Below are 14,633 nucleotides of genomic sequence, written 5' to 3'. Positions count from 1 at the left end.
ATCACCATGCGTAAACTTTTTATCCTTACGATCATTGCCATGCTCTCTATGACAGCATGCAAACAACAAGAAGAAATGGCCGGTGCAGGTACACCGTCTTCAGAAGAGTCACTTGACGGCTGGGCAACAGGCACAGTAATCGATGACTACGCTGCAGATGGATGTGAGATTCTCATAAAGCTCGATGAAGCAGAAGGAGAATCGGCACTCCTCAATCCGGCAGAACTGGATAAGAAACTGAGCAAACCTGGGACACGATTGAAATTCAAATTTCAATCTACCCGGATGCCGCATCCAAATGATTGCGGCAGAGGGATGCTGGTCATCTTAAACGCAGTTGAGAAAATGTAAAGAAGGGAGCTTTCGAGCTCCCTTTTTTTATGGAATGAACTTGTAATACGCATCCAGTGTACAGCGTTGTAATTGTATCACCAAACTACACATCATGCGTACACTCTCAATTTTTGGTGCCTGTCTACTCTTAGTCTTATCAGTTCATGGTCAACACCCTTCGATTCCTCCTTCGGTAGAGTCTCCGAACGTAACCGAACCTTTGAATATCGACTATTTGTTTCGTGGGCATTTCTATGCCTCATCACCAAGGGATATGAAATATGACGGCCTTGGAGGATGGGGAGGCTCTGGGAATGATTTCCACAAAATCGATGAGTCTGAGCTACCCGAACCAGGAGTGGGTATATTGATAGATCAAACGGAGGAATGCAGCTTCTACGATTTGTCAAAAGGAATGAAAGTATATCTCTATAACTGCTCAGACGATACCATAACCTTCGCTGCCCAAGACAGTCGGCTGGAAATGAAAATTCAAGCCATCAATGACAAAGGGCAATGGGCAGATATCGAATACCTGCCTTCAAGTTGGTGCGGGAATAGCTACCACACTTTATGGCTCCCGAAAGATCATTTCTGGGAGTTCACAGCACCCGTCTTTACTGGCGAGTTTAAAACCAAATTGCGTATCGTTGTCACCTATTACCCGAAGTCATTCGCGGCGTGGTACAATGATGAAGACCCGAAACCAACCGTGGTTTATTCTCAAGAATATGAGGGCAGCGTCAATTTGGGGCAATTCTGGAAAAAGCAAGAGTACCAACCAGCGGGGTTGATGGATCCTTACGAGGATTAAAAGGTTAGCACAAAAGCGTCATTGCAGACTCCTTTTTCAGGTGTAACTTGGGAGAATGAAACGCTTAGCTATCCTCTGTACTCTCTTGGTCTCTTTCTACGCTCAAGCGCAGGAAGTAGAGCTTGTTAAGAACATCAATACCACAGCCACATCGTCTTCGCATGATCCTGATCCGGGCGTGAAGTGGAACGACTTGTATATCTATTCAGGTTGGTCCGCTGACGGAGGAAGGGAGCCATGGGTGACCGATGGAACAGAAGAGGGAACACAGATTCTTCTCGATATTCTCATCGGAAATGGATGGTCTGATCCAGAGGACTTTTCGGCCACCTCTTTTGGTGTGTTCTTCCGAGCACAAGGCACTGGGACTGGGGAGGAATTATACTTTACAGATGGCACACCACAAGGAACTATCTTGCTCGGTGATTTCTTTTTAGGTGGTGAAAATGGAGGTGCTTCAAAAGTCTTTGAATTGAACGGCCTTGGCTATTTCACCACTCGAACAGATGAACACCCGAATGGTGCGATCTGGACAACCGATGGAACACCAGAGGGTACGCAATTCTTTAAGGCATTCGATGAAGATGAAAACGTAGGGTTCGCCAATGGCTTCGTTCATAACGAAACCTTGTACTTGAGCATGTTGGCAAATAACACGGGCCAAGAGCTATACAAAACCGATGGTACGGTTGACGGAACGGTTTTGGTCAAGGATATTGAGTCAGGTTCAAGCGGTTCCGGTCCAACGAACTACTTCGTGTACAATGATGAGGTGTATTTCACTTGCTGGAACTCAAACATTGGAAATGAACTGTGGAAGACTGACGGAACCACAGAAGGAACCAACGAAGTAGATAACGTCAATCCAGGGTCGTCTTCAGCCGTACCGAATTCGTTCTTGATTCATGATGGATTGCTCTATTTCTCTGCCCAGTCCACAGACGGAAGAAACTTATGGGTTACGGATGGGACAGCAGAAGGAACCACACAGCTAAGCTTCATAGATGCTTGGCAGCCAAACGTATCTGACCTCGTTTCATTCAACGGAGAAGTGTACTTCGTAGCAGAAGATGATGACGAAGGCTACCTAGTATGGAAGTCTGATGGTACAACAGAAGGAACGGAAGTAGTCTACAATATCTACCCTGACAACGACGACGATGAAGCGGATCACCTTCACGTTTTCAATGGAGACCTGTATTTCAGAGCAGAAGGCCCTGACAATGGAAATGAGCTCTGGGTGGTCGATGGAGAGACCTTAGAGCTGAACGAATGGGATCTGAACCCAGGTGATGAGGGGAGCTTCCCATTCAACTTTAAGGAGATTGATGGCAAACTCTACTTCGGTGCCGCTGATGATTTCGGATATGAGTTATGGGTTTCTGATGGAACGGAGGAAGGCACCGAAATGCTGATCAATGTGAATCCGGAGGAAGGCAGTTTGAACGTGTCATTCTTAGAACAACTCGGTGAGAATATCATCTGGAAGGCCAAGGAAGGAAGTGAAAACTTCCAACTATACGTGACTGACGGTACGCCTGAGAATACGAGCGCTTTGACAAGTCTGAGAGGAGAATACTGGAGCAGAATTCGAGAGATGACCATCTTCGACGGATACCTATTCTTTAATGCAGAAGGAAACGATTTTGGCCAAGAACTCTGGCGATCTGATGGCACACCTGAAGGTACTTTCTTGTACCAAGATGTGAATGAAGGACCAAGCGGAGGAACCTTCTTCCGAATCAGAACAGTCAACGACAAACTCATCTTTGACTCTACTTTTGAAGGCGAGAAACGCTTGATGGTGCTCGACGATGCAAATGGAACAGCAGTTCCTCTTTTCGATGCGTGGTCAGGAAACGACAACATCGCTAACATTGAAGTGCACAATGGCGAAGCCTACTTTTCTGCGCGTGATACCGATGATTTTGGTTCAGGTGATGACCTCTGGAAAACAGATGGCACTGAAGAAGGTACAGTCAAGGTTTATGACTTTGGTACTTACGACATCTCCCCAGAGAAATTCTTCAGCGCCAATGACCAGCTATGGTTCTTCGGTGAGCAGTATGGTACGTCTTCAGAATGGGGATTGTACAAGTCTGACGGTACCAGCGAAGGAACAGAATTCGTTCAGTACCATAACCTGAGCGGCAACAACTGGGGGGCGTTCTTGCTCGAAGGCTACCAAGATCTTGTGCTCTACACGGTGTTCAATACCTCAGTAGGTCGCGAGCTTTACTTCTCTGACGGAACCAGTGAAGGAAGCGGATTGGTACAAAGCATCGCTCCAGGTTCTGATAGTCCAAACATCTTAAACCTCCTGCCTTATGATGGGGTGATGTACTTCACAGCGAATAACGGCGCAAATGGAACAGAGATTTGGAGAACTGATGGAACGGCGATCGGCACAAGCATGGTCACAGATATTCTTGAAGGTGAAGCCAGCGGTGTATTCGATATTTTCGATGGTAGACCAACCATTGCTGAAATCAACGGCCAACTCATCTTTGGTGGGGCTACTGAGATCGGTGATTATGAATTGTTCATTTCAGACGGTACGGCCGAAGGCTCGCAGCTATTGCTCGAGATTAATCCATACGGTTCAGCGTCGCCGCACAACTTCTTTACTGCCGCTGATAAGGTCTACTTCACAGCGAATGATGGTATCCATGGATTCGAATTGTGGAAGACTGACGGAACTCCCGAAGGCACAGTCATGGTCGATGATATCAATGAGGGGAACTCAAGTAGCTTCCCGCGCGAGTACATTGAGTTTGGCGATCACTTGTATTTCCAAGCTTATGCGAAAGGTGCAGATTTAGAGCTTTTCCGAGTGGACCAGCGATGTCTGATTGCTGAGATCAATGCGCCACAACTTGAATTCTGTGTGGGTGATGAAGGTGAGTTTGCCGTTGATGTGGCTAGCGCCGAAGGGAATATTGATACCTACGAATGGAATTTCAGTGACGAGACAACACTCGAAGGAGAATCAGTCACCAAGCTGTTTAGTCAAGCAGGAGAGATTTCTGTAGAGCTCACGATGAACACCGATCAAGGGTGTCAATCGACGCTCAACTTAACGGTGATGGTCAATGAAACTCCGGTGGTTTCTTTCTTCGGTCCTGATGAGCCGTTGTGTTTGTCTTCAAGTTATTCCCCAGATAACCAGACCACTGGGTTTAATGATAATACAGAGTGGTTATGGGAGTTTGGTGATGACGCTAGCGCGGAATCGCAATTTCCTTCGCACAACTATGAAGAAACGGGGGTGTACGAAATTACGCTCACCGCTTCGAACGGACAATGTTCGACTTCCTTGACGCAGTCTCAAGAGGTGTATGCACCGGAAATCGAGATCGAGACGATCATTCCTTCGACTTGTTTTGGAAGTGACGATGCCGCCATTGTTGTCTCAGCAACGAGTATCCTAGGAGAGGTGACCTATTCCATCGATGGAACGAATTACCAATCACTTGGTGAATTCCTGGGACTGGAAGCAGGAGACCTAGAAGTGTATTTCTTGGATGATTACGGTTGTGAGATTTCTGAAGTGATTGATGTGCCTGAACCTGATCCGATGGATTTGGACTTGAGTTCTTCAGGTGACGATGGTACTACGAATGGTAGTATTCAGGCTAGCGCCGAAGGGGGAGATGGAACCTACCTCTACAGCATTGATGGTGGAGCCAATACCAACAGCACGGGAATCTTTGAAGGATTGGCTGGAGGTACGTACACCGTGTGGGTTACTGACGGGAACGGTTGTACCTATGAAGAAGAGATTGATGTGGAGTTTGTTGATTCAGTGAAAGAACTTGGAGGACTTAGTTGGAAGATATATCCTAACCCGGCTCAGAACGAAGTGTACATTGAGTTCAATAGCTCTGCGCCAAAAGCTCTAGTGCTGGTTGATATGCTTGGAAGAGAATGCTGGAGAGGCAATGTTAGCAGCGGTCAGAGCATTGATCTGTCTGTACTTCGAGCAGGAATTTATTTGATGGTGCTTGAGGGATTGACCACAAAGCACATTTCTGTAATCGACTAGAAAAGAATATTTAGTGTAAATTGTACACGTAGGTTTTGTGGCTGCTCAAAGGCCAGCATTTCGCTGACCTTTAAGTAGATCGTAAATGCCCCGATCTAACCCAACCGAAAACATGCGACTCTTTACACTGATCATCTCGCTTCTCTTGGTGCTTTCTACAAGCGCCCAAACTCCTGTTATTCAAGACTCACCCGGTGGTGTGATCGATGGAATTAATGTCCTCGATCCTACACGCGTTGTCTTACAGCTGCATGCTCCGAACAAATCAACGGTGCACTTAATTGGTGATATGACCAATTGGCAAGTCGACGATAACTACCTCTTGAATGTATCCAACGATGGTACGAAGTGGTGGATTGAATTGACAGGACTTCAACCTGGGGTTCAGTACCGCTATCAATACCTTATTGATGATGTACTCGCGGTTTCAGATCCCTATGCGACGTTGATTCTTGATCCATGGAATGACGGTTTCATTCCGGATGCTACCTACCCAGATATGATTGAATACCCTTGGGGTCAGACAGATTGGCCAGTGAGTGTATTTGAGACTTCTCCGGAAGAGTACGTTTGGAATGATCAGGGCTACCAAAGACCACCGCAAGATCGTTTGGTGATCTACGAGTTGCTCATTCGCGATTGGGATGATGGTCAGAACTACCAAGACGTATTGGATCGTCTTGATTATCTAGAGAATTTGGGGATTACAGCAGTTGAATTAATGCCTGTGCAAGAGTTCGACGGAAACCTTAGCTGGGGATATAACCCGGGCTCCTACTTTGCACCAGACAAATACTACGGTTCGGAAACCCAGCTAAAGAGAGTGATTGACGAGTGCCACCAACGAGGCATTGCAGTGATCATGGATATCGTTCCAAACCACAGTTTTGGCTTGAGTAGTTTGGTTCGCATGTACTATGATGATAGTCAGGGTTTTTGGGCGCCTACGGCGGAAAATCCTTGGCACAATACCATCGCCACCCACCCATTCAATGTTGGCTATGATTTCGATCACAGTTCCACGCTAGTGAAAGATCTGTGGAAACGAATCTTCAGCTACTGGATCGAAGAATACCACGTCGATGGCTACCGAATTGATCTTTCAAAAGGATTAACCCAAAACAACACCGGACAAGATGTAGGCGCGTGGAACGCTTACGATCAAGGAAGAGTAGATATTCTGAATGAATATGGTGCACATATTTGGGGAGAACACCCTGGAACGTATGTGATTCTTGAGCACTTCGCAGATAACAGTGAAGAGACCGTACTAGCCAACAACGGCTTCATGTTCTGGGGTGACATGAACGATAGTTTTGGCGAAGCCGTGATGGGCTATGGAGGAGACCTCAATTGGGGAGCTTGGACCAACCGTGGATGGAACTGGCCTAATCTTGTGACCTACATGGAGAGCCATGACCATGACCGTCTCATGTTCAAGAACCTGAACTATGGAAACGCCAATGGTGGTTACGATGTGAAAGACCTCAATACCGCTCTTCAACGAATGGAAATGGCCTTCACCTTTTTGCTCACCATGCCTGGGCCAAAGATGATTTGGCAATGGGGTGAGTACGGCTACGATGTGAGCATTGAAGACTGTGGTGATGGTACCTTGAATTCATCATGCCGAACAGGGGAGAAACCATCCTACTGGAATTACCTCGATGATCCGGCTCGACTCGAATTATTCAAAGTTGTGCGTGCATTGAATAACCTCAAGAAGAATCATGACACCTTCTCTACGTACAACTTCAACACTGATCTAGGGGGGAGTGGAAAGAGAATGCACCTCTACAATGACAACATGGATGCGGTGGTTGTAGGGAACTTCGACGTATTCGGATTCAGCATGGTTCCAGGTTTCCCTCATGGAGGTACATGGTATGATTACTTCACCGGAAACTCGTTCGAAGTGAACGACTTGAACGCCGCTTTCTTCTTTCAACCAGGTGAATATCACATCTACACAGACCAGCCACTAGCGACTCCAGATACCGACGGCAATGCACCGCTATTCGCTGCGCCGGGATGTACTGACCCTAATGCCAATAACTACGATCCTGCAGCTGACGGAGACGATGGTTCCTGTTTATATAACCTGACGATGTCAGTCGATATGTCTGAACAGGTTGTGGATGGCGCAGGCGTTCACGTCGCCGGGAACTTCCAAGGGTGGGACCCTTCTGCTTCTTTAATGACCGACAACGGAGATGGCACATGGGAGCTAACTATAGAAATTGGAGCCGGTCAAACACTGGAATACAAATACATCAATGGCAATGCCTGGGGGAATGAGGAAGTCGTTCCTTCTGATTGTGGTGCTTCTGATGGTTTCGGTGGCTACAACCGCGCTTGGATAACCGGAGCAAATTCAGAGTCTATTCCATTGCACTGCTTTGAAGCATGTGATGCTTGTCTTCTGCCCGCTGTCAATGTCACTTTTAATGTTGATATGTCGCAACAAACCGTAGCACCAGAAGGTGTTCACCTTGCTGGAAACTTCCAGTTCTGGGTTCCAGATGCTGACCCAATGGTTGATAACGGAGACGGCACTTGGAGCTACACTGTTTCCATGGTACCTACAGCCGTGATTGAATACAAATTCATCAACGGAAATGCTTGGGGTGCGGATGAGTCGATTCCAGCTGAATGTGCCGTCAATGACAACCGAGGGTTTACAGTTCCAGAGTCTGATGTGTCGATTGATATTGTTTGCTTCGGAGAGTGTGAGGCTTGTGCGGTGATCATTGTCCCTGGATGTATCGATCCTGGAGCGGCGAATTACAATGAGAACGCCAATGAAGACGACGGTTCATGTGTCTACAATGTCACCTTCCAAGTTGATATGAGTGAGACGAGTGTCTTGCCAGAAGGACTGCACCTAGCAGGTAACTGGCAAGGTTGGGATCCAACTTCCATTCTCATGGTTAATCAAGGGAACGAGATTTATACCTACACGACGACCTTCCCTGCGGGTACTTACATCGAGTACAAGTATGTTAACGGAACAGATTGGAGTCAGGCTGAGGCCGTACCGCTAGATTGTGGTGTGCCTGATGGCTTCAACGGATATCAACGCTGGTTTACAACTTCTGGATTGGAAGAAAGCATTCCGTTGCATTGTTTCTCTAGCTGTGTGGCATGTTCTGGATGTGAAGGAACTGCCGGTTGTATCTACGCGGCGGCCATTAACTACGATCCGAGCGCAAGTTTTGATGATGGTTCATGCATCTTCGAAGGATGTATGGATGCGGCAGCTGTGAACTACAACGAAATGGCTTCTCAAGATGACGGGTCATGTGTTTATGGTTACGACTTCTGTGGCCCGTTCACTATTTGGGATGCGGAGCAGCAGTTGTGTGTTCCTGACCCAAGTTGTCCGGCCGATTTGAACTACGATTTGCTCATCAACGCAGCCGATCTCTTGCTCTTCCTTTCGAACTTCGGAACGGATTGTCCGGATTAAGAGCGACCGATTCCGCCGTTGGCGAAGAAAAACTGATGTTGATTAGTTTCATACCCACAATCAGGCAAATTCTAGACGAGAAGAAAGCAATGTATTACCTTTGCCTGTCTGAACGGATAATCGCAGAAACATGCTGAACATAGTTCTATTTGGCCCTCCAGGGGCAGGGAAAGGCACACAGTCATTGAACCTGATCGAAAAGTACGGTCTTGTACACTTGAGTACAGGAGACATTTTCCGTGCGAATATCAAAGGAGGAACTGAGCTTGGAGTACTCGCTAAAAGTTACATGGATAAAGGCGCATTGGTGCCGGATGAGGTGACGATTGCCATGTTGGAGTCGGAAGTGTTGAAACACGAAGATCCAAAGGGATTCATCTTTGACGGATTCCCACGCACCACTGCACAAGCTGAGGCGCTTTCTGCTTTCCTTTCAAAACACAATACTTCGATTACGTGCATGTTGGCGCTTGAAGTTCCTGAAGATGAGCTTCGTGATCGTTTGCGCTTACGCGCGGAAACAAGTGGTCGTGTAGATGATGCTGATCCGAAAATCATTCAGAACCGCATCGATACCTACAACCGCGAAACAGCGCCAGTAGCTGACTTTTACCGTGGTCAAGACAAATACATCGGCATCAACGGTGTAGGAAGCATTGAAGATATTTCTGAACGTTTGTTCGAGGCGATCGATCAGACTGCTTGAACCTAAGAAATGGCGAGCGAGAACTTCGTAGACTATGTGAAGATCTGCTGCCGATCTGGAAAAGGTGGGGGTGGATCAACGCACTTTCACCGCGATAAGCGCACAGCGAAAGGTGGACCTGACGGTGGAGACGGCGGACGAGGAGGTCATGTCATCATTCGTGGTTCACGTCATGTCTGGACTTTACTTCACTTAAAGTACCGAAAGCACGTAATTGCCGAAGCCGGAATGTACGGCTCTGGCGGCCTAAAAACGGGTGCCCAAGGAAAGGATGAAATCCTGGAAGTTCCGCTCGGAACGATTGCAAAAGACGCTGAAACCGGTAAGGTTCAACACGAGATTACCGAAGACGGTGAAGAGTACATCCTCGTTCCAGGAGGACGAGGTGGTCTTGGTAATGATCACTTCAAGTCGTCAACCAATCAGACTCCACGTTACGCTCAGCCAGGTGAGCCTGGAAAGGAAGAATGGAAGATTCTTGAGCTAAAGCTTTTGGCAGACGTAGGTCTCGTAGGATTCCCGAATGCAGGTAAATCAACCTTGCTTTCAGTGGTGTCTGCGGCTAAGCCTGAAATCGCATCCTATCCGTTTACAACGATTCGTCCAAACTTGGGGATGGTTCAATACCGTGACCACCGTTCATTCGTGATGGCAGATATCCCAGGGATTATTGAAGGAGCGCACGAAGGGAAAGGTCTTGGGCACCGATTCTTGCGTCACATTGAACGTAACGCGTTGTTGTTGTTCATGGTTCCTGCGGATAGTGACGACATCGAAAAAGAATACAACGTCTTGTTGAACGAACTGAAGCAGTACAACGACGAGCTGATGTTCAAACGCAAAATTCTGGCAGTAACGAAGAGCGATATGCTCGATGAAGAGCTTACTGAGGAAATTGCGAAGACGCTTCCTGAAGGTGTGCCTTCTATCTTTATTTCGGCCGTGGCAGGCCATGGAATTCAGCAGCTGAAAGACTTGATCTGGAAGATGCTTAATGAGGAAGGTGGATCCTAAGGCAATGCCTCAATCTGGTCGGCGATGTACGCCTCCCATTCTTCTTGTTTTCCCTCAATAATACTGTGATTCGTCTCGGCGTCGTAGCGGTCTTGCATGACCTGTAGCTCTGCGTATACGCTATCAAAAAGGAACTCCACGCGGCCAATCATTCGGTTTTCCATGAATTCTCCGATACCCACTTCGTATTCTTCGAGAATGGAATCGAGTTTGAATGCATAAATGGCGGTCAGGTCAAAGTGACCTTGCTCGTGAGCTAGGAGTCGGTCAATTTTGTGACGGTGATGCACCCACGATTTTGAGTGAACAAAGTAGGGCGTGACTTCAATAGAAATATTCCTACCGTCGGGAGCGTCCACGACGTAGCGCATGCCTGTATAAGAGAATGCTTTGTAGAGTTGCGAAGGACCTGTACGCGTTCTGAAATCTTCCCAGGAAAGACGTCGGTCTTTCTCCCAATTGAGTTCATCTCCTTGGCGCTCAGATGCAGGCAATGCAATAATTAGTAGAAGTATTCCGAGCCAGTTCATGTTTATATCAACGCTTAATTCTCACCTTTGTTCCGTCAAGCATTACTAATTTATGTCAACAAAGTTGGAAATCAACGAGGAGGTTGCTCAGGCGCTGAGTGAAGGTCGTCCGGTGGTGGCTCTAGAGAGCACAATTATCGCACACGGTATGCCTTTCCCTCAGAATGTGGATACGGCGAGAAGGGTGGAGCAGGCCATCCGAGATAATGGAGCGATTCCAGCTACCATTGCCGTGCTTGACGGTAAGATCAAAGTCGGCTTGACCAATGATGATGTACTGAAGTTAACCCGTAGCGCCGGTGTGATGAAGTTGAGTCGACGTGACCTGGCTTGGGCGGTGAGCAAAGAGAAGCATGGAGCAACGACGGTTGCTGCTACGATGATCATTGCGGAAATGGCTGGCATCAATGTCTTCGTGACCGGAGGGATTGGCGGCGTTCATCGCGGAGCCGAACTGTCATGGGATGTTTCAGCTGACCTAACAGAACTCGGGCAGACCAATGTGGCTGTGGTTAGTGCCGGAGCAAAGGCCATTCTCGATATTCCGGCAACCCTAGAATATTTGGAGACTTTGGGTGTTCCCGTAGTTGGATTTAAGACAGGCGATTTCCCGGCTTTTTACAGTCGTCAAAGTGGAAGTCAGGTTGAATACCGATGTGAATCATACAGCGAGCTCGCGAAGTTTATTACCACTAAGTGGGACCTCGATTTGAAAGGTGGTGTGTTGGTGGCGAATCCAATTCCAGAAGAGCATTCAATGGATCATGCGGTGATTGAAGAGGCGATTCAACTCGCTATCGCGGAAGCGGAAAAGCAAGGTGTTAAAGGAAAGGCCCTTACCCCGTTCTTGCTTTCTCGAGTGAAGCAACATACCTCTGGAAAAAGCTTGGAATCCAATGTGGCTTTAGTGCTTCACAATGCAGAAGTTGGAGCACAACTTGCACGCGAGATCGCGCTGTTAAAGTCTGTTTAGTCTGCCTATCAGAAGCCGGTTTCGTTTCCTTTTTTGCTCAATTCGGCGTACTTTTGCATCCCATTATCTGGGAGCTAAAAACCGTCTTATATGTCGAAGGACACACTTACTGCACCTGCACTTACCCAAGAAGAGATTAAAGAACAAGTTATTGCTGATTACCGCATCGCGTGTATCAGTCGTGAAGCTTCATTGCTAGGACGAAAAGAGGTTCTAACAGGAAAAGCCAAGTTCGGGATCTTCGGAGACGGGAAAGAGGTGGCGCAGTTAGCTATGGCACGTCAGTTTCGTAAAGGTGATTTTCGCTCGGGTTACTACCGTGATCAGACCTTTATGATGGCCCTAGGCGAATTGAATGTGCAAGAGTACTTCGCCGCACTGTACGCGCACCCAGATGTTGATGCTGAACCTACTTCGGGTGGACGTCAAATGGGAGGTCACTTCGCTACGCGTAGTCTTGACGAGCACGGGAACTGGAAGAATCTGATGGAGCAATACAATAGCTCCGCAGATATCTCTCCAACGGCAGGTCAGATGCCACGTTTGCTTGGTCTAGCTCAAGCGAGCAAGATCTACCGTCACAACGATGCGTTGCACGGCATGACGCAGTTCACTGAGAAAGGAAATGAAGTTGCTTTCGGAACCATCGGCGATGCGAGTACGAGTGAAGGTTTGTTCTGGGAAACCATGAACGCAGCTGCCGTACTTCAAGTCCCAATGGCTATGAGCGTTTGGGATGATGGTTACGGAATCTCTGTGCCTAAGAAATACCAGACAGTAAAGGAAAGCATCAGTGAAGCCCTCAGCGGTTTCGCGAAGGCGGAAGGTGACGAAGGCAATGGAATTCGCATTTTCCGTGTCAAAGGGTGGAATTACCCTGAGTTGATGGCAACTTACGAAGAGGCAGTGGCCTTCTGTCGTGAACAACAGATTCCTGTATTGATTCACGTAGAGGAGGTGACACAGCCACAAGGTCACTCAACTTCCGGTTCACACGAACGTTACAAGACGAAAGAACGCCTCGAGTGGGCAGAAGAGTTCGACTGTATCCGTCAGTTCGGAAACTTCATCGTTGAAAGTGGTTTGTCTACGCAGGATGAATTAGATGAAATTCGCAAAGTAGCGAAGAAGCAAGTTCGTCAGGAACAAAAAGCAGCTTGGGCTGCGTTCCGCGCTAGCGTTGATGGACAAGTTCAAGAAGCAGTCAACTTGATTGGCCAAGTAGCCGAATCAAGCAGCAATAAAGTATTCGTCCAAAAACTTGCCGATGACTTAGGCAAAGTGATGGACCCTATTCGCAAGGAGATGTTGGAGGCGATTCGCAAGACCCTTCGACTCACTCGCGGTGAAGATACTCCTGCGCGTCAGCAGATGATTCAGTGGTACGACGCTGTGATGGCGACGATGAATGATCGCTACTCAGCGCGTTTGTACTCTCGTTCAGAGCAGCAAGTAGAGAACATCGATATCGTTCCAGCTGAATTCGGTTCAGATCCAGAAATGGTAGATGGACGTATTGTTCTTCGCAAGAACTTCGAGAAGATCTTTGAGATGTATCCAGAGGTGCTCACCTTCGGAGAAGACACTGGAAAGATTGGTGGAGTGAACCAGGCCATGGAAGGGATGCAGGAACAGTTCGGTGAGCTTCGCGTGAGCGACACCGGAATTCGTGAGGCTACAATCCTAGGTCAAGGTATCGGAATGGCCATGCGTGGTTTACGTCCGATCGCGGAAATTCAGTACCTCGATTACCTCTACTATGCGTTACAGATCATGCGCGATGATTTGGCCACTGTTCAATACCGTACTTACGGAGGACAAAAAGCGCCACTCATCATCCGCACACGTGGGCACCGTTTGGAAGGAATTTGGCATAGTGGATCGCCTATGGGAGCGATCATTCATAGTGTGCGAGGAATCAATGTTTGTGTGCCACGAAATATGACACAAGCTGCAGGTATGTACAATACACTGCTCAAAGCTGATGAGCCAGCACTTGTGGTAGAATGTTTGAATGGTTACCGCTCGAAAGAAGCACTACCAACGAACCTTGGTGAGTTTACTGTTCCACTCGGAACACCTGAGGTAGTGAAAGAAGGAAGTGACCTGACGATTATTTCATACGGTTCGACATTCAATCTTTGTGAGCAAGCTGCGAAAGAACTTGCTGAACTTGGGATTGATGTTGAGTTGGTAGATGTGCAAACACTCTTGCCATTTGATAAGGATCACGTTTGCGCAGCATCGATTGAAAAAACCAATAAGGTGCTCTTTGTAGATGAGGATGTTCCTGGTGGGGCAAGTGCGTACATGATGGATCAAGTCTTGAATGTACAAGGAGCATACTTCCACCTAGACAGCCAACCACAAACACTTGCAGCGAAGCCACACCTTCCGGCTTACGGAACAGACGGTGATTACTTCTCGAAACCAAGTGTTGATGACATCGTTGAGGCGGTTTACGGTATGATGTCAGAATCAGACCCTGCTTCGTTCCCAGCACTTCGATAATGGAAGAGTTTACACTCACGCAAGATTACATCGAACTTATTCGCTTACTTAAACTGCTTCAGTGGGTTCCAAGCGGAGGCATTGCCAAAATGGTAGTGGAAGATGAGTTGGTATTTGTCAATGGTGAGCTTGAACTTCGCAAACGTCGAAAACTCGTCAATGGAGATGTTGTAGAATTCGACGGAATGGAGGTTAAGGTAGTATCTGCTTGAATTCCAACAATTAATACCCGATATTT

Annotated in this window: 10 protein-coding genes; 9 read left to right on the top strand and 1 reads right to left on the bottom strand. The window is 47.5% G+C overall.

The genetic code is table 11. The annotated features are described in order from the left end of the window. Nucleotides 1-6: 6 nt before the first annotated feature. The 6 genes from RA156_RS10960 (at nt 7) to obgE (ending at nt 10,381) form a co-directional block, all read left to right on the top strand. Complete coding sequence (locus tag RA156_RS10960; protein ID WP_306640102.1) at nt 7-351, top strand: hypothetical protein; 345 nt, start codon at nt 7-9, stop codon at nt 349-351. Nucleotides 352-445: 94 nt separating this feature from the next. Further along, complete coding sequence (locus RA156_RS10955) at nt 446-1,147, top strand: hypothetical protein (RefSeq protein WP_306640101.1); 702 nt, start codon at nt 446-448, stop codon at nt 1,145-1,147. Between the two features lie 55 nt (nt 1,148-1,202). Further along, nucleotides 1,203-5,192 carry an ELWxxDGT repeat protein gene (locus tag RA156_RS10950; protein ID WP_306640100.1) on the top strand — a complete coding sequence of 1,330 codons (3,990 nt, stop codon included), beginning with the start codon at nt 1,203-1,205 and terminating at the stop codon, nt 5,190-5,192. Between the two features lie 112 nt (nt 5,193-5,304). Continuing rightward, complete coding sequence (locus RA156_RS10945) at nt 5,305-8,661, top strand: alpha-amylase family glycosyl hydrolase (protein ID WP_306640099.1); 3,357 nt, start codon at nt 5,305-5,307, stop codon at nt 8,659-8,661. A 130-nt stretch (nt 8,662-8,791) separates the two neighbouring features. Then, entirely contained in the window at nt 8,792-9,367 is a 576-nt protein-coding gene (locus RA156_RS10940) for an adenylate kinase (protein WP_306640098.1), read from the top strand. Between the two features lie 9 nt (nt 9,368-9,376). Next, complete coding sequence (gene obgE / locus RA156_RS10935) at nt 9,377-10,381, top strand: GTPase ObgE (protein ID WP_306640097.1); 1,005 nt, start codon at nt 9,377-9,379, stop codon at nt 10,379-10,381. On the opposite strand, the gene RA156_RS10930 is transcribed toward obgE, so the two are convergent. Beyond that, complete coding sequence (locus RA156_RS10930) at nt 10,378-10,911, bottom strand: hypothetical protein (protein WP_306640096.1); 534 nt, start codon at nt 10,909-10,911, stop codon at nt 10,378-10,380. The two genes, obgE and RA156_RS10930, sit on opposite strands and share 4 nt — an antisense overlap. Before the next feature lie 52 nt (nt 10,912-10,963). Between RA156_RS10930 and RA156_RS10925 the strand changes: the two genes are divergently transcribed. From RA156_RS10925 to RA156_RS10915, 3 genes are all read left to right on the top strand, one after another. Continuing rightward, nucleotides 10,964-11,884, top strand: a complete 921-nt coding sequence (locus RA156_RS10925; RefSeq protein ID WP_306640095.1) for a pseudouridine-5'-phosphate glycosidase — start codon at nt 10,964-10,966, stop codon at nt 11,882-11,884. Between the two features lie 90 nt (nt 11,885-11,974). Further along, nucleotides 11,975-14,395 (top strand): alpha-ketoacid dehydrogenase subunit alpha/beta, encoded by a 2,421-nt coding sequence (locus tag RA156_RS10920; RefSeq protein ID WP_306640094.1) that lies wholly within the window; start codon nt 11,975-11,977, stop codon nt 14,393-14,395. Further along, complete coding sequence (locus RA156_RS10915; RefSeq protein WP_306640093.1) at nt 14,395-14,607, top strand: RNA-binding S4 domain-containing protein; 213 nt, start codon at nt 14,395-14,397, stop codon at nt 14,605-14,607. The genes RA156_RS10920 and RA156_RS10915 overlap by 1 nt, the downstream gene beginning before the upstream one ends. The last annotated feature ends 26 nt before the right edge of the window (nt 14,608-14,633 follow it).

The sequence above is a fragment of the Sanyastnella coralliicola genome (assembly GCF_030845195.1).
Lineage (GTDB): Bacteria > Bacteroidota > Bacteroidia > Flavobacteriales_D > Sanyastnellaceae > Sanyastnella > Sanyastnella coralliicola.
The sequence above is the reverse complement of the archived record's forward strand: the minus strand, read 5'-3'. Positions and strand labels throughout refer to the sequence as shown.

Coding starts and splice junctions, on each gene's coding strand:
- RA156_RS10960 (WP_306640102.1), top strand. CDS start 7: ATGCGTAAACTTTTTATCCTTACGATCATTGCCATGCTCTCTATGACA.
- RA156_RS10950 (WP_306640100.1), top strand. CDS start 1,203: ATGAAACGCTTAGCTATCCTCTGTACTCTCTTGGTCTCTTTCTACGCT.
- RA156_RS10930 (WP_306640096.1), bottom strand. CDS start 10,911: ATGAACTGGCTCGGAATACTTCTACTAATTATTGCATTGCCTGCATCT.
- RA156_RS10920 (WP_306640094.1), top strand. CDS start 11,975: ATGTCGAAGGACACACTTACTGCACCTGCACTTACCCAAGAAGAGATT.
- RA156_RS10955 (WP_306640101.1), top strand. CDS start 446: ATGCGTACACTCTCAATTTTTGGTGCCTGTCTACTCTTAGTCTTATCA.
- RA156_RS10945 (WP_306640099.1), top strand. CDS start 5,305: ATGCGACTCTTTACACTGATCATCTCGCTTCTCTTGGTGCTTTCTACA.
- obgE (WP_306640097.1), top strand. CDS start 9,377: ATGGCGAGCGAGAACTTCGTAGACTATGTGAAGATCTGCTGCCGATCT.
- RA156_RS10915 (WP_306640093.1), top strand. CDS start 14,395: ATGGAAGAGTTTACACTCACGCAAGATTACATCGAACTTATTCGCTTA.
- RA156_RS10940 (WP_306640098.1), top strand. CDS start 8,792: ATGCTGAACATAGTTCTATTTGGCCCTCCAGGGGCAGGGAAAGGCACA.
- RA156_RS10925 (WP_306640095.1), top strand. CDS start 10,964: ATGTCAACAAAGTTGGAAATCAACGAGGAGGTTGCTCAGGCGCTGAGT.